The 16,301-nt window shown below is 73.4% G+C and carries 8 protein-coding genes; 4 read left to right on the top strand and 4 right to left on the bottom strand.

Translation table 11 applies throughout. The features are described 5' to 3' along the window. Window positions 1–5: 5 nt before the first annotated feature. Together QC385_RS35400 and QC385_RS35395 are read right to left on the bottom strand one after the other, a co-directional pair. Window positions 6–992 (bottom strand): aldo/keto reductase, encoded by a 987-nt coding sequence (locus QC385_RS35400; protein ID WP_279545478.1) that lies wholly within the window; start codon window positions 990–992, stop codon window positions 6–8. 61 nt (window positions 993–1,053) lie between these two features. Next, window positions 1,054–1,380 (bottom strand): hypothetical protein, encoded by a 327-nt coding sequence (locus QC385_RS35395; RefSeq protein ID WP_086846736.1) that lies wholly within the window; start codon window positions 1,378–1,380, stop codon window positions 1,054–1,056. Window positions 1,381–1,528: 148 nt separating this feature from the next. Here QC385_RS35395 and QC385_RS35390 point away from each other — a divergent pair, with 148 nt between their 5' ends. The 4 genes from QC385_RS35390 to QC385_RS35375 all read left to right on the top strand — a co-directional run bounded on the left by QC385_RS35390 (window position 1,529) and on the right by QC385_RS35375 (window position 14,960). Next, window positions 1,529–2,086 carry a DoxX family protein gene (locus tag QC385_RS35390; protein WP_279545477.1) on the top strand — a complete coding sequence of 186 codons (558 nt, stop codon included), beginning with the start codon at window positions 1,529–1,531 and terminating at the stop codon, window positions 2,084–2,086. Between the two features lie 48 nt (window positions 2,087–2,134). Further along, a complete protein-coding gene (locus QC385_RS35385; RefSeq protein ID WP_279545476.1) occupies window positions 2,135–2,512 on the top strand; it encodes a MazG-like family protein in 378 nt (125 codons plus the stop codon). Between the two features lie 105 nt (window positions 2,513–2,617). Then, window positions 2,618–4,282 (top strand): MFS transporter, encoded by a 1,665-nt coding sequence (locus tag QC385_RS35380; protein WP_443033071.1) that lies wholly within the window; start codon window positions 2,618–2,620, stop codon window positions 4,280–4,282. Next, a complete protein-coding gene (locus QC385_RS35375; RefSeq protein WP_279545475.1) occupies window positions 4,242–14,960 on the top strand; it encodes a non-ribosomal peptide synthetase/type I polyketide synthase in 10,719 nt (3,572 codons plus the stop codon). Before QC385_RS35380 ends, QC385_RS35375 begins: the two co-directional genes overlap by 41 nt. Window positions 14,961–14,972: 12 nt before the next feature. On the opposite strand, the gene QC385_RS35370 is transcribed toward QC385_RS35375, so the two are convergent. Then, complete coding sequence (locus QC385_RS35370) at window positions 14,973–15,755, bottom strand: hypothetical protein (protein ID WP_279545474.1); 783 nt, start codon at window positions 15,753–15,755, stop codon at window positions 14,973–14,975. Window positions 15,756–15,822: 67 nt separating this feature from the next. Next, window positions 15,823–16,287: a hypothetical protein gene (locus QC385_RS35365; protein WP_193506231.1), complete on the bottom strand. Its 465-nt coding sequence runs from the start codon at window positions 16,285–16,287 to the stop codon at window positions 15,823–15,825. Window positions 16,288–16,301 lie beyond the last annotated feature (14 nt).

The following is a 16,301-nucleotide window of genomic DNA, read 5'->3' as shown; positions in this document are numbered from 1 at the left end:
AAGGATCACCGCCCGAGCAGCCGGTCGACCTCGGTCAGCTGCGCGCCGGTCAGTGCCCCCTTCTCCAGCGCCGCCGCGTTCTCCTCCGCCTGGGCGACCGATTGGAAACCCGGGATGGGAATCGTGCGCGGGCTGCGCGCCCACAACCAGGCCAGGGCGCCCTGGCCGAGCGTGCGGCCCTCGCTGGTGAGCACGTCCCTGACGGCGTCGACGCGGGCGAGCCACTCCGGGTCGGCGCCGGATCCGTCACCGAAACCCTGGAGCCAGGCCGGGGGCCTGCTGCGGATGTCACCGGCCTCCAGCGGCTGCCGGGCCCGGCGTTTCCCGGTGAGCAGCCCCATGGCGAGCGGGCTGCGGTTGATGCTCGCCAGGCCCGCCTCCTCGCACAGCCGGATCATCGCGGGCGCGTCCTGGAGCACGTTGAGCGTGTGCTGGACGGCTGCGCAGTGCGGCCCCTCGGCGAACACGGCGGCGCGTGCCGTGTCGTCGGTGCTCCAGGCGTACGCCCGTATGAGCCCCTCGCGGACCAGCTCCTCGCACGCGTCCCGGAGCACGGCGGCCTGCTCTGTGTCCGCGTCGGAGAGATGGAACTGGTAGAGGTCGACGTAGTCGGTGCCGAGCCGGTCGAGGGACGCGGTCAGGGCGCGGCGCAGGTAGGCCGGGGAGGCGTCGCCGCCGGTGCGGGTCCGGGTGTCCTCGTCGAACACGTTGCCCCACTTGGTGGCGACGACGACATCGGCCCTGCGCTTGCCGAGGGCCCGGCCGAGCACGCGTTCGCTGTGTCCGGCGCCGTAGGTGTCGGCGGTGTCGAAGAAGGTGACGCCCAGGTCGAGGGCGCGCCGCACCGCCCGCACCGACTCCTCGTCGTCGACCTTGCCCCAGCCGAGCGGCTGCCCGTCGGTCCCCTGCCATTCGCCGCCGATGGCCCAGCAGCCGAAGCCGAGGGCGCTCACCTCGATGCCGCTGCGTCCCAGCGTCCGTGTGGTTTCCATGCCCGGGGATGCTAGGAGTTGGAGCGCACGCGAAGGCAAGGCCCGGCGGAGTGCGGGTTTTTCAGGCCTGCCCGGTCTCGAAGCGGGAGATCCGGCCGTCGTCGTCCACGGTGAAGCTCCACCGGGTGCGCATCTCGCCCCAGGTGTCGTTGTTGTAGCGGGCGATGAGGGCGCGGCCGCCGTTGGACTCGTTGTCGACCTCCAGGTGGCCGTGGGAGGAGAAGATCTCCCGGTCGACCCAGTCGGCGAGGTCGCGGTCGGAGCCGTCGTCGGCCATGGTCGCGCCGGGCGCGAGGAGCGCCATGAAGGCCTCGCGGTCGTGGTTGTTCACGGCGGTCACGAAGGCGCGGACGGCCGGATCGCTGAGGCGCGTGGTCTGAATCGTCATGCCCGTCAGCCTCGTACCGGCCGCCCCGACACGCCACCCGTGCCACCCGAACGGCGTCCCGGGCGGGTCCGCGGGGTGTCAGGGGTGCGACGGTGGAAACGCGACGGGGAGTGTTCCCCTGTTCCTGCTGTCTGCTCCGGGAGACGACGTGAGGCGTTACGACCGACGTGATCTGGGCCTGCTGCTGCTTCGGCTGGGGACGGGCGGTGTGCTGGCCGCGCACGGCACGCAGAAGCTGTTCGGCTGGTTCGGCGGGCACGGCATCGAGGGAACCGGCCAGTTCATGGAGTCCGTCGGCTACGTCCCCGGCAAGACGAGCGCGACGGCGGCGGGCCTCGCCGAGACCGGCGGCGGCGCACTGCTGGCCCTGGGCCTCGCCACACCGGCCGCCGGGGCCGCGGCGGCCGGCGCGATGGCCGGCGCGGCCGCGGTGCACACGCCGAACGGCTTCTTCAACCAGGGCGGCGGCTACGAGTACGCGGCGACGCTGGGCCTCACGGCCGCCGGACTGGCCGTCACCGGCCCGGGACGGCTCTCCCTGGACCACGCGCTCGGGCACGCGGTGAACCGGAACTGGATGATTCCGGCGGCGTTCGCGGCGACGGCGGCGGGAACGGCGCTGGTCGTGGGGGCGCGTGCCCGGCGGCTGCGGAAGGCGAAGGAGGGCGAGCAGGACTCGCTGTTCGAAGAGGAGCTCATGGAGTAGCCGCCGGGGGCCCTTCACTGTCAGACCCTCGTGGCAGGCTGCCGCCCCATGAACGATCACACGCCTCAGGCCCCGCCCCCGCCCGACCTGTGGGCCGCCGTCGACACCCTGTGGGAGTGGCTCGACTCCCACCGCCCGATCGAGGGTCGCGAGGGGGTCCTGCTGCGCGTCCTGAAGCTGTCCGAGGAGGTCGGGGAGGTCGCCGAGGCGGTGATCGGCGCGACCGGCCAGAACCCGCGCAAGGGCGTGACGCACACCTGGGACGACGTGCAGTCGGAGCTGTGCGATGTCGTCATCACGGCGCTGGTGGCGCTGCGGACCCTGACGCCGGAGGCGCGGGAGGTCCTCGCCCGGCACCTGGAGCGGGTGACACGCAGGTCCGCGGCACTGCCGGCACAAGCGGACGTCCCGCGTCCGTCGCTCTGATCATCGAATAACGCACAAGCGCCCGTTCACCTTTCCCCCTCGGGTTACGCTGCGGTGAAAAAGCGCCGAGCGGCCGACCCTGGCCCAACCAGGTTGAGGAGTCCGGTGACGGGGGTGGAGTGGCGGTTTCGTGCCGTGGTGGTCGCGCATGCCGTGTCGGCGTACGGGACCTATCTGAATCTCATCGCGCTGAGCCTGTTCTCGTACGAGGTCACGGGCACCGCCCTGGGCGTGGGCGTCGTGATGGCCGTACGGCTGCTGTCCGGTGTCACCGCGGGCCTCGCCGCCGGGGCGCTGACCGCCAGGTTCACGCGCCGGACCGTCATGGTGGTCACGGACCTCGCCCAGACCCTCGCCATGGTCGTGCTCGCGCTCCGGGCCTCGGACACGCCGCTGTGGGTGCTGCTCGGGGCGGTGGTCGTGCTGGGCGCGGGCAACACCTTCTTCAACGTCGCCCTGCGCAGCGCGGTGCCCGTCATGGTCGGGCAGGACGACCGCGCCCGGGCGAACGGCGTGCTGGTCACGGCCCGTTCCGTCGCCACGGTGCTGGGCTTCGCGTCGGCCGCGCCGGTCATCGCCCTCGGCGGTTTCGGTGTCGCCTTCGCCGTGAACGCCGCGAGCTTCGCGGTGTCGGCCGCGGCCGTACTGGTGCTCCGGCCGCGCACGGACGACGAACCGTCTGACGAGTCCGGGGAGGAGCGGGCCGAAACCGGGTCCTCGCGGGCTCGTGGCAAGCGGACGCGGCTGCGTGTGGCAGGCCTCGCCGGAGCGTTGCTCGGCATGATCGCGCTGCGGGGGCTCGACGCGCTGGCGTCCGCCTCGCACAACGTCGCGCTGCCGCTGGCGGCGCACGCGGCCGAGCCGTCCGATCCGGCGGTGTTCATGACCCGTTTCTGGTCGGCGTGGGCCGTGGGCACCCTGCTCGCCCACCAGGTCCTCAAACGCCGGTCGCACGGGGCGTCCTGGGGCGAGCGCGCGTTCGCGGTGGGCACCTGCGCGATGTCGTTCTGTTTCGTGGCGGCGTTCACCGGGCTGCCCGCCCCGGCCTTGATGGCGGCGGCCGTGGCGGCGGGGTTCGCGGACGGCTGGACCGAGATCGTCTACACCTCGCGCCTCCAGGCCGCACCCGACCGGCAGCGCAGCCGCCTGTTCGGCCTGTCCGCCACCGCCGAGCAGTCCGGGTTCGCCCTGGGCACGATGGCCGCGGCGGCCGCCCTGGAGGTGCTGCCCGCACTGGCCGTCGTGGGCGCCTTCCATGGGGCGGCGGTGTGCGGGGCGCTGGTGCTGCTGCTGTTCATGGCGGGCCGGCGCGGGACGGGGCGACCGGGCCCGGCGGACGGTGATGCCCACTCGCACGCCGACGACGGCCGCCCGCCGAGCGGAGAGAGCCGCCCGTCCGCCGGGGAGGGCCACCCGTCCCCCGGGGAGGACCGTCCGCCCACCGGCGAGAACCACCCGTCCGCCTGGGAGAACGCCCAAGCCGTCGGCGGGACCCACGCGTCCACCGGCCAGAACACCCAAACCGTCGGCGAGACCCACCCGTCCACCGACCAGAACACCCAAACCGTCGGCGAGACCCACCCGATCACCGGCCAGAACACCCAAGCCACCGGCGAGACCCACCCGTCCACCGGCGGCAACCGCCCACCCATCGGCCACGACCGCCCACCCACCGGCGAGGACCACTCACATCACCCGCCGTCCGGCGAAGAAAAGGGAGAACACGCGCATGGAACGTCTACGGGGGCAAGCCAGTTGCCGGGGTCCTGAGCCCGAACGCACGGAGGGTGATCCGGCCGACGCCGTGCGGGCGCTGCTGGGCGCCGCCCGGTCCGCTCCCGGCGGAGCCGTCGTCACCGTCGCCGCCGACGGCACGACGAGCTCACGGTCGTATCCCGAACTGCTGGACGCGGCACGTCGTATGCTCACCGGCCTGCGGGCGCACGGACTGCGGCGCGGCGACACGGTGGTGCTGTGCGGGCTGCCGCTGGCCGAGTTCTTCCCCGCCTTCTGGGCGTGTGTCCTCGGCGGTGCCCTACCCGTGGCCATCGCCGAGCACCCCGCGCCGGGCTCCCCGGCCTTCGAACGCTTACGGCAGGCCTGCGCGTTGCTCGACCGGCCGCTGGTCCTGACCGACGCACCCGGCGCGGCGGCCCTCGCCCACGCCACGCCCGCACCGCGCGTCGCCCTCGCCGCCGCCTGCCTGGACGCACCGCCCGCGGACGGCCACGACGACCTCGTCGAGCCGGACCCGTCCGACACGGCCCTGCTGATGCTGTCCTCCGGCAGCACGGGCGTCCCGAAGGCCGCCCGGCTGACGCACGCCGGGCTCGCGGACTTCGCGGCGAGCAGCAGGCGGATCCTCGACGTCCGCCCGGACGACACGATGGTGAACTGGCTGCCCGTCGACCACAGCGGCGCCTTCCTGCTCTACCACCTGCTCGCGGTCTTCACCGGCTGCACCAACGTCCACGCGCCCACCGAGCACGTGCTCGCCGATCCGCTGCGCTGGCTCGACCTCCTCCACGAGCACCGGGCGCAGCACGGCTGGGCACCGACGTTCGCCTACCGGCTGGTCGCGGACGCGCTCGCCGAGCGGGCCGACCGCCCCTGGGACCTCAGCGGTCTCAAGTCGCTGGTGTGCGGGGGCGAGCGGGTCGTCCTGCCGGTGCTGCGCCGCTTCCTCGACGCGACGGCCCCGTACGGGGTGCGCGAGGAGCACATCGCCCCGGTGTGGGGCATGGCCGAGACGGTCACGGCCGTCACCTACGGCCGGCTGGACCGGCCGGGCACCGTGCACCGCCTGCTCAAGAACAGCCTGGGCGGCGACCTGGTGCGGGCCGGTGAGGACACCCCGGACGCCGAGTGCGTCACCTTCGTCGCCTGCGGCTCGCCCGCGCACGGCGTCACTCTGCGCGTCGTCGACGACCGCGGCGACCTCGTGCCGCCGGGTCGCATCGGCAGGCTCCAGGTCCACTCGGCAGCGCGGCTCACCCCCGGTTACGTGAACGACCCCGAGGCGGACGCCGTCGCCTACCCCGCCGGACGCGACTGGCTCGACACCGGCGACCTGGCGTTCCTCGACGGCGGCCAGGTGGTCATCACGGGCCGCCGCAAGGACGTGATCATCCTCAACGGCCACAACGTCTACTGCCACGAGGTGGAGGAGACCGCCACCGCCGTCGACGGCGTCCGGCAGGGTGAGGTCGCCGCCTGTGGCATCCCGCACCCGGAGCGGGGCACGGAGGACCTCGCCGTGTTCTTCGTCAGCCGCGGCACCGCCGAAGACCCGCGGATCGCCGCCGAGGTGAAGGCGGCGCTGTTCACCCGCCTCAGGCTCACCGCCGCCTACGTCCTGCCCGTCCCGGCGGGCGAGTTCCCGCGGACGCCGGCGGGCAAGGTGCGCCGTGCGGAACTCCAGAGCCGCCTGGTCGCCGGTGGTTTCGACGCCGCCCCCGCTCCGGCACCCTCCGCCCCCGCTCCGGCACCGTCCGCCCCGGCTCCGGCACCGTCCGCCCGGGCTGACGCGGACGCCGTGACCCGGGCCGTCCGGGAGGAGCTGAGCGCCGTACTGGGCCGTCCGGCCGACGCGGACGTGCCGTTCTACGAACTCGGCCTGACGTCCGTGCTGCTGGTGCGCCTGCGGAACCGGCTGGCGGACCGCCTCGGGACGCCGGTCGCCCAGACCGCGTTCTTCGAGCACCCGACGGCCACGGCACTCGCGGCACACCTCGCGAGCGGACCGGCGGCCGGGACGGGAGCAGGGACGGGAGCCGGGGCCGTGGCCGCGGCAGTGGACGATGAGAGCACCTCCCGCACGGAATCCCCCGACCGCCGCGTCGCCGTCATCGGGCTGTCGCTGCGCTTCCCCGGCGCGAACTCGGTCGAGGAGTTCTGGGCCAATCTGCGGGGCGGCGTCGACAGCGTCCGGGTCTTCAGCGAGCAGGAGCTCGCGGCGGCGGGCCTGTCGCCGGACCAGCGCCGCGCCCCCGGCCTCGTGCCGGCCGCCGGGATCCTCGACGGCGTCGAGGAGTTCGACGCGGACTTCTTCGGGATGAGCCCCAAGGAGGCCGGGCTGACGCATCCCGCGCACCGGCTGTTCCTGGAGTGCTGCCACCAGGCCCTGGAGGACGGCGGCCACGCGGCGACCGCGCCCGGCGTCAGGGTGGGGGTCTTCGCCGGGTCGGGCATGAACCTCTACGACCACCAGCAGCAGCCCGCGACCGGCTCACCGTACGACCCGTCGGACCCGGTCGCCGGCATGCAGTCGGCCATCGGCCAGGAGCCGGACTTCCTCGCCACCCGCGTCGCCTACCGGCTCGGCCTCACCGGTCCGGCGATCGGTGTGCAGACGGCCTGTTCCACCTCCCTGGTCGCGGTGCACCTCGCGGTCCAGGCGCTGCTCACCGGGGAGACGGACCTGGCGCTGGCGGGCGCGGCGGCCGTGCACCTGCCCCAGGAGACCGGCTATCACAGCCACCCCGGGTCGATCCTGTCCCCCACCGGACGCTGCCGGGCCTTCGACGCGGAGGCCGACGGCACCGTCGGCGGGAACGGCGTGGCCGCCGTCCTGCTCAAGCGTCTCGACCGGGCGCTGGCCGACGGCGACACCGTGCACGCGGTGATCCTGGGATCCGCGGTCAACAACGACGGCGCCGCCAAGGTCGGCTTCAGCGCGCCCGGTGTCGAGGGACAGGCCGAAGTCGTACGCCAGGCGCTGCGCAGGGCGGAGGTGCCCGCATCGACGATCTCGTACGTGGAGGCGCACGGCACGGGAACGCGGCTCGGGGATCCGGTGGAGCTGACGGCGTTGCGGCGGGCGCTGGGCGAGGACACGGGGGCATCCGCTCGCTCCGGCCCCTGCGTGGTCGGCTCGGTGAAGCCGAACATCGGGCATCTCGACAGCTGCGCCGGAATGGCCGGGCTCATCAAGACGGTCCTCATGCTGCGCGACCGCACCCTGGTGCCGACACCGCACCTCACCCACCCGAACCCCGAACTCCCGTTGTCGGACGGCACATTGGCACTCGCCACGGAACTGCGGCCGTGGCAGGTGCCGGACGGCGTGCCCCGCCGGGCCGGGGTCAGCGCGCTCGGCGTCGGCGGCACCAACGCCCATGTGGTGCTGGAGGAGGCCCCGCCCGCACCTCCTCGCCCCACCGCCGAACTGCCCGTCCTCGTCCCCGTGTCGGCCCGCGACCCCGAGGCCCTGGAGGAGCTCGCGGCCGTGTTGCGCGACGGGCTGCTGGCCCGGCCCGGCCTCCCGGCCGCCGACGTGGCCGCAACCCTGGCCCACGGAAGGCCGCACCGCCCGGCACGCACCGCCGTGGCCGGCCGCACGGCGGCCGAACTCGCCCGCGCGCTGGGGGACCAGCGCCACCTCACGTCCTCCCCTCTCGGCCCGGTCGCCTTCGCGTTCGCGGGCCAGGGCAGTGCCCGTCGCGGCATGGCGAACGGCCTGTACGCCGCGCACCCGGCCGCGCGGGCCACGCTCGACCGGTGCGAGGAGGTGTACGCCGGGGAGTTCGGCGGCAGCCTGCTCGCGCGGCTGCTGACCACCCCCGCCCCCACGCCCGACGGCCACCCCACGGACGACGAGATCTGGCCCACCGAAACCGCGCAAGCCGCCCTCTTCGCCCATCAGGCAGCGCTGTCGGACACCTGGCGGACGGCCGGGATACGCCCCGCGCTCCTGCTCGGGCACAGCGTCGGCGAGTACGCCGCCCTGTACGCGGCCGGCGTCCTGACGCTGGAGGACGGGCTGCGGCTCACCGCCTGGCGCGGGCGGCTGATGCAGACCCGCTGCCCGGCCGGGGGCATGCTCGCCGTCCGAGCCGACCAGGCCACCGCGCGGCGCATCGCCCTGGCCGCCGGTGCGGAGCTCGCCGCGGTCAACGGTCCCCACGCCCAGGTGCTCTCGGGCCCGCCGCAGGCCCTGAAGGAGGCGGCGGTACTGCTCGACCGGGAGGGCCTGCGGTGGCGGGAGCTGCCGGTCGACCGGGCGTTCCACTCCGCCGGGATCGACAGCGCCCTGGACGAGTTCCGGACCCGTGCGCGCGGCGTGACGTACCGTCCGTCGCACACCCCGCTGGTGACCACGGCCGACGGTGAACTGCGCCGGGCGGGCTGGACGGTCGACGTGGAGTACCTGTGCCGTCAGGCCCGGCAGCCGGTCCGCTTCGGCCTCGCCCTGGACACGGCCGTCGAGCAGGGCTGCCGGGACTTCGTGGAGATCGGCGCCGGGCGGACCCTCACCGGCCTCGGCCGGCACTGCGTACCCGACAGCCGCTGGCTGAGCGGGCAGGGCGAAGGGGACGGGGCGCCCGAGCAGGCACACGGGCTTCTGACGGCGCTCGGCTCGCTGTACGGCAGGGGCGCGGACCTGGACTGGCAGACGCTGACCGGCGACGGAGGCCGGGTGTCGCTGCCGGGGCATCCGCTGCGGCGGCGTGTGGTGCCGTTCCGGGCGGAGGCGCCGGTGCCGGCTCCCGAGGAGCCCGGGCCGGACGACCAAGTCCTGCTCGTCATAAGGGAACTGGCGGCCGGCAAGCTCGGCCGCCCCACCGCCGACGTCACACCGGACAGCTCGTTCTTCGAACTGGGCGCCGACTCCCTCTCCCTGATGAGCATGACGACGGAGCTGGAGCAGCGGTACGGCGTCCGTGTCCCGGTCCGGGAAGTGTTCGACTCGGCCGACACACCGCGGAGGCTGGCGGAGCGGGTCGCGCAACTGCGGGGAGACGCGCCGGTGGTCCACGAGCCAGTGATCGATGAGCCGGTGGTTGAGCAGCCGGCGGCGCCTACTGCTCCGTCGGAGTCACCGGACGGGCTGCACGCCTTGTTCGGTCAGCAGCTACGGCTGGCGGAGCAACTCGTCGACCAGGTGGGCGAGATGATTTCCCGCCAACTGGACGTGCTCGCGACGTCCGGCACCACGACGGCGCCGCCCACTCCGGCACGGACGCCGGCACCCCTTGTCCCCCGGCCCGCGCCCACACCCTCCACCCCGTCCCCTGCCGCCTTCGACTTCAGCCTCTACTTCTTCGGCGACTACCCCCAGGACACCGACCACGACAAATACGGCCTGATCATGGCCGCCGCGGACTTCGCCGACCAGCACGGCTTCCACGCCCTGTGGTTCCCCGAGCGGCACTTCAACTCCTTCGGCGCGCTCTTCCCCAACCCCTCCGTACTGGCCGCGGCTCTGGCCGCCCGGACCAGCCGGGTCCGGCTGCACGCCGGTTCCGTGGTGCTGCCGCTGCACCATCCCGCCCGGGTCGCGGAGGAGTGGTCGGTGGTCGACAACATCTCCGGCGGCCGGACGGGCCTGTGCTTCGCGAGCGGCTGGCACGCCACCGACTTCGCGCTGGCGCCGCAGCACTTCGGCCGGCACCGGGAGGTGATGTACGAGCACCTGGCGACCGTACGGGACCTCTGGTCGGGACAGCCGGTGAAGACGACGGCGGGCGACGGCACCCCCGTGGAGATCCGCCTGCACCCCCGCCCCGTACAGGAACGGCCGCCGATGTACGTGGCCGTCGTCGGGAACCCGGACAGCTACCGCAGGGCGGCCGCCGAGGACCTCGGCGTGGTCACCAACCTGATGACGCAGACGGTGGAGCAACTGGCCGAGAACATCGCGCTGTACCGGCGCTGCCGCGCCGAGCACGGTCTCGACCCGGCGGCCGGGCGGGTCGTGGTGCTCGTGCACACCTACCTGGAGGACGACGCGGAGCGGGCGCGGGCCGAGGCCTACCGGCCCTTCCTGTCGTATCTGCGGTCCTCCCTGTCCCTCTTCGACCAGGTCACCAACAGTCTCGGCTTCCAGGTGGACCTGGAGAACACCCCCGAGGAGGACGTGGAGTTCCTCCTCGGCCGCGCCTACGAGCGCTACTGCGACTCCCGCGCGCTGATCGGCAACGAGCACACGGCCGCGGAGACCGTACGGCGTCTGCGGGAGGCCGGAGCGGACGAGATCGCCTGCTTCGTGGACTTCGGCGTACCGAAGGAGAAGGTGCTGGCGGCGCTGCCGGTACTGGACCGTGTCCGCAGCACGACGCCCGGCTTGAAGCCACAGCCGCTGTACGAGTCCGCCGTCCCGCAGTCACCACGCCCCGAGCCCCGCCGGCGGGCACCGCTCAGCCCCGCCCAGCGCCGTATCTGGTTCCTGGAGCAACTGCACCCGGGCACCGCCATGTACCACGAGCCCAAGGCGATCCGGCTGGAGGGCCCGCTGGACGTCCCGGCCCTGCGCTGGGCGCTGGACCGGGTGACGGACCGGCACCCGGCGCTGCGCACGGTGTTCGGCGAGACGGACGGCATCCCCTACCAGGAGATACGCGACCGTATGCCGCTCGACTGCCCGGTGCAGGACCACACGGGTTCGACCGAGGAGGAGGCCCTGCGGTCGGCACTCGCGGACGACCACGGACTCGATCTCGCCACGGGTCCTCTGGTCGCGGCCCGCCTGCTCCGCCTGTCCCCGGACCGCCACCTGCTCTTCCTCCTGGCCCACCACATCGTCTTCGACTCCTCCTCCACGGCTGTGCTGGCCCGCGACCTGGCCGCGTACTACCGCGCCCGGCGGGGCGGCGGTGCGGGCTCGGAGCCGCCGCCCCTGCCCGAACCGCCGGCGGCACCCGAGGCAGACCCCGCGTCCTTGGACTTCTGGCGGCAGCACCTCGGCGACGCACCGGAACTGACCCTGCCCACCGACCGCCCCCGCCCGCCGGTCAGGACGGGAGCGGGCGCGAGCCTCACGCACGCCCTCGACGCGGAACTGACGGACGGGCTGCGGAAGTTCGCCGCCGGGCACCGCGCCACCCTCTTCATGACACTGACCAGCGCGATCGGCGCGGTCCTGGGCCGTTTCAGCGGGCAACGGGACGTGGTGATCGGCACCGCCGTAGCCGCCCGGCCCGCCGGCGCCGAAAACCATGTGGGCCTGTTCCTCGACACCGTGCCGCTGCGCCTGGACCTGACCGGCGACCCGGACTTCCCGACGCTGCTGCGCCGGGTGCGGGAGAGCAGCACGTCGGCGTACGAACACCGCGGCGTGCCCTTCGACGAACTGGTCGGCGCGCTCAACCCGCGTCGCGACCCGGGCCGCAATCCGCTGTTCCAGGTGATGGTGGAGTACGAGAACGAGGGCGAGGCCCTCTTCGACCCGCCCCGCCTGACGGCCACCCTGCTCGACGTGCCGAGCGCCCGCGCCCCGTTCGACCTCAGCGTCTACCTCACCCACCACGCGGGCGGCGTCCGCTTCATGGTCGAGTACGACACGGCCCTCTTCGACGAGGCCACGGTGCGCCGCTTCGTGGACTACGTCGAAGAGGTCCTGCGTCGCGCCCTGGACACACCGGGCGCGCCGCTGGCGGACCTCACCGCGCTCACGGCCGCGGACCGCGCGATCCTGTCCCGGCAGGAAGGCGCCGGCGAAGGGGCCCTGGCCACCCTGCACGGCCTGTTCGAGCAGCAGGCGCACCGCACCCCGGACGCCGTAGCCCTGATCAGCGGGGAACAACAGCTCTCCTACGGGGAGTTGGACGCGGCGGCCAACCGCCTCGCCCGGCAGCTCCGCACCAGGGGCGCCGCACGCGGAGAACGGGTCGCCGTACTCCTGCAACGGGGCCCGCACTTGATCACGGCCCTGCTGGCGGTGCTCAAGAGCGGGGCGGCATACCTCCCCCTCGACCCGTCCCTGCCCACCCCGCGTCTGTCGCTGCTGCTCGCCGACGGCGCACCCGTCCTCCTGCTCACCTCCGGCACCGCGCTCGCCGGGCACCCGGACCTCGCGCCGGAACCGCCCGTCCTGCGTGTGGAACAGGCGGACGACACGCTGCCGTCCGCCCCGCTGCAGGACGGGGCGGGCCCGCAGGACCCGGCGTACTGCATCCACACCTCGGGCTCGACCGGCCGCCCGAAGGGCGTCGTCGTACCCCACCGCGGCCCTGCGAACCTGGTCCACGGCCACCTGCGCCGCCACCCCGCCCTCCGCACCCTCCAATGGACGTCACCGGTGTTCGACGTCAGCGTGCAGGAGATCTTCACGACGCTGGCCTCGGGAGCCACGCTCGTCCTGGTCGACGACGCCGTACGGCACGACCCCGCGGCGCTGGCGCAGGCGGTACGCCGTCACCGGGTGCAGCGCCTGTTCATGCCCTGCACCCCCCTGAAGTACCTGATGGAGACGGCCCCCGAGCTCCCCTCCCTGCGCGAGCTGTTCTCGGCGGGCGAGGCACTCCAGCTCACGCCCGCCTTCCGCCGGTTCCTCGCGAAGCACCCGGACTGCGCTCTCCACAACCAGTACGGCCCCACGGAGACGTCGGTCATCGTCACGTCGCACCGCGTCGACCCGGCCGGCGAGGAGTGGCCCCCGATCGGCACCCCGGTGCCTGGAGCGCGGGTACTGCTGCTGGACGACTCGGGCCGGCAGGTCCCGGTCGGCGCCGTCGGCGAGATCCACGTGAGCGGCACTCCGGTCGCGCACGGCTACCACAACCGCCCCGCCGAGACCGCCGCCGCGTTCGTCGACGACGGCGAGGGCGGGGTGCTGTACCGCACGGGCGACCTGGGCCGCATGCGCGCGGACGGCACGCTGGAGTACCGGGGCCGGGCGGACGACCAGGTCAAGATCCGCGGCTACCGCGTCGAACCGGGCGAGGTCCAGTCGGCGTTGACGGCACTGCCCGGGGTCCGGGACGCGGCCGTCCTCCCACGCCGCGACCGCCACGGTGACATGGAGCTGGCCGCCTACGTCGTGCCCGCCGAACCGACGGCGTCCTGGCGTTCCTTGCGCACCGCACTGGCCGCCGAACTCCCCGACCACCTGGTGCCGCGCCGCTGGGTGACCCTCGACCGCCTCCCGGTGAACACCTCCGGCAAGCTGGACCGCTCGGCCCTGCCGGATCCGGGGGACGAGTCCGCCGGGCCGTCGCAGACCGGGCCCACGACGGCTCTGGAGAAGACGCTGCACGATCTGTGGGGCGAGGAACTGGCCATGGAGCCGATCCCGGTCACCACATCGTTCTTCGAACTCGGCGGCCACTCCCTGAGTGCGATCCGGTTGCTGAACCGCATGCGGGAGGAGGCGGACGTCGACCTCACGATGGCCGACTTCTTCCTGGACCCGACGATCCGGGGCATCGCGGCACGTCACCGTGTCGTGGACACCGCGCCGATGCCCTCGACTCTGCGCCGCCTGTGGCGCCGCCACCACGCGCTCCCCGACCCGAGCGTCTACAACATCGCCCACCGCATGGACCTGCGCGGCGCCCTGGACCCCGAGGTCCTGCACCAGGCCCTCATCGACCTGGTGGCACGCCACCACGCGCTGCGCGGCAGGCCGGTCCGCCGGGAGGACGGACGGTACGAGGTCGACATCCTGGCCGAAGTCCCCGTGACGCTGCCGATCACCGACCTCCGTGCCGGGACCACGGAAGAGGCCGTGGACCGCTGGTGCCGCGAGCAGGTCTCCACCCCGTTCACGCTGGACCAGCCGCCTCTCTTCCGCTTCCGCCTGGCCCGTCTCGCCGAGGACCACTGGGTCCTGGTGACGGTCTTCCACCACGCGGTGTGTGACGGCTGGTCCCTGAGCATCATCAGGCGCGACCTTCAGGAGCTCTACAACGCGCGACGATCCGGCACGCAACCCCAACTGCCGTTCGAAATACGCCAGTTCACGGACTTCGCCCGATCGGAACACGCACTGCCGGACCAGCGCAGAACAGCCCTGGAACACTTCTGGCGCACGGAACTCGACACCGTCCCGCTGCGCCCGCCCCTCCCCTACGACCACCCGCACCCGGGCAAGCTCTCCGGCCGGGGCGCCCTGCACACCTGGACCATCACCGACGACACACCCGCCCGCCTGACCGGCACGGCGACCCGCCTGGGCACCACGGCCTACACGGTCCTCGCGGCCACGTTCGCCAGGTGGCTGGGCGACCTCTGCGGCGGACGGAACGACATCGTCCTGGCGGCGTCCAGCGCCAACCGCGTCCAGCGCGACCGCGCCGAGATCGTCGGCATCCTCGGTGACGCCGTACTCCTACGGGCCCGGCTGTCCGACGCGGAAACGTTCCCCGACCTGGTCTCCCAGCTGAGCACCACCCTGTTCACGGCCCTCGACCACCAGGAACTCCCCCTCACGGACGTGGTGTCCCTCGTCTCGCCCGAGCTGAAGGACGCCCTGTTCCCCACGGTCCTGTTCACCGTGATCACCACAGAGCCCCCGACCCTGAACCTCCAGGAGGTCACCACCACCATCCGCGCCCTCCCCGCCCAGGGCGTGGCCCGCAACGAGTTCTACGTCGTGATCGCACCCGAGGCCGACTCGGTCACGGTCACGTTCGAGTACTCGACGGACCTGTTCACCCGCGAGACGGTCGAGGCGTGGGCCGGGTCCTTCACCGAGGCGCTGAGGGCAGCGGTGGACTCGGGCGGCTGAGGAAACCGCTCGTCACAACGCGTCCACCGCACTCACCTTCCACCCCTCCCCCGTGCGGTCCATCGTCATCCGCACCCGGTTCTGGTCCACGCGGGCCCCCGAGACCTGGGTGCTCTCGGTGACCTGGTTGACGAAGAGCAGGACCACGACCTTGTCGGGGGAGGCCGAGACGACGGAGGCGGCCGGGGTGCCGCCGGAACCGGGGGCGGCGACCGTGGCCTTCACCACGCCGTGGTACTTCTCGGCCGTGGGGGCGACCACGGTCTTCGTGGTCTTGCCGTACTCGTCGCGGAAGTCGCCGGTCAGGTGGGCGCGGGCCGTCGAGAAGTCCTTGTCCAGGCGGCGGTAGTCGTACGACAGGACGATCGGCGCGGCCTTTCGCGCGGCCGCGAGCGCCTCGGTCCGGGCGCTCTCCGTCAGGCGGCCGTCGCGGTACTGCCATCCCAGGGCGGCGAGCGCGGCCAGGCCTACGACGAGCAGGACGGCCAGGACCAGGGTGAGCGGCCTCCGACGGCCGCCGGGGCCGGGCTCGCTCCGGTCCTGTGGCCCGTCCTCCTCGAACGACTCCGGTGACGGCTCCGGCGGGTCGTCCCAGCCGTCCTTCGGGGCATCGACGAGGACGGTGCGCCCGGCGCGTGGCCGCTCGGCCCGGCGCGGGGACTCCTCGTCGCCGGCCGTCGCCGCGCCCGCCTCACGGTGGCCGCGCTCCGCGCGCTTCGCCGCGGCGCGGGCGGCCGCCGTCATGGTGCGGCGGGCGCCGGGGCCGGGGGCGCGGCCGGTGGTCGTCTTCGGCATGGTCGTACTCCTCGTACTCCTCGTCGGTGCTTGTCGGTGCTTGTCGGTCGGCGGATCGGCCCGTGGGTCAGCCGACGAACTCGACGTCGGACGTCAGCCAGCGGCCGTCCTTGTGCACGAGGTCGAGCTGGAGCCGGTACGTGCGCGCCTCGCCCTCGGGCGCGGCGGTGTTGCTCACCTTGCTGTCGGCGACCACCAGCACTCGGGCCGAGTCCTCGTCGGAGCGGACGATGCCCGCCTCCAGAACCTGGCCCTGCGACACGGACTTGTTCTGGGCCACCAGCTTCGTCAGCTGGTCCGTCTGCGCGGTGAACTGCTTCTTGAACTCGCCGGTCGCGCCCGCCAGCACGTTCGCGCTGTCGCGGTCGTAGTGCCGGTAGTCGAGGGAGGTGAAGTTCAGCGCCGACTGGCGGGCGGCGGCCAGGATGCCCTGGCGTCGCTGATCCGCCTCGCGCTGCTGGTAGAGGCCGAAGGCCAGCCAGAGTGACAGTGCCGTGGTGACGACGGTCGCCGCGACGAGACCCGCCGTCATCACTCCGGGGCGCA

It is taken from the genome of Streptomyces sp. DH10 (assembly GCF_029813805.1).
Lineage (GTDB): Bacteria > Actinomycetota > Actinomycetes > Streptomycetales > Streptomycetaceae > Streptomyces > Streptomyces coeruleofuscus.
Note: the sequence above shows the minus strand (reverse complement) of the source record. Positions and strands in the feature narration are given on the sequence as shown.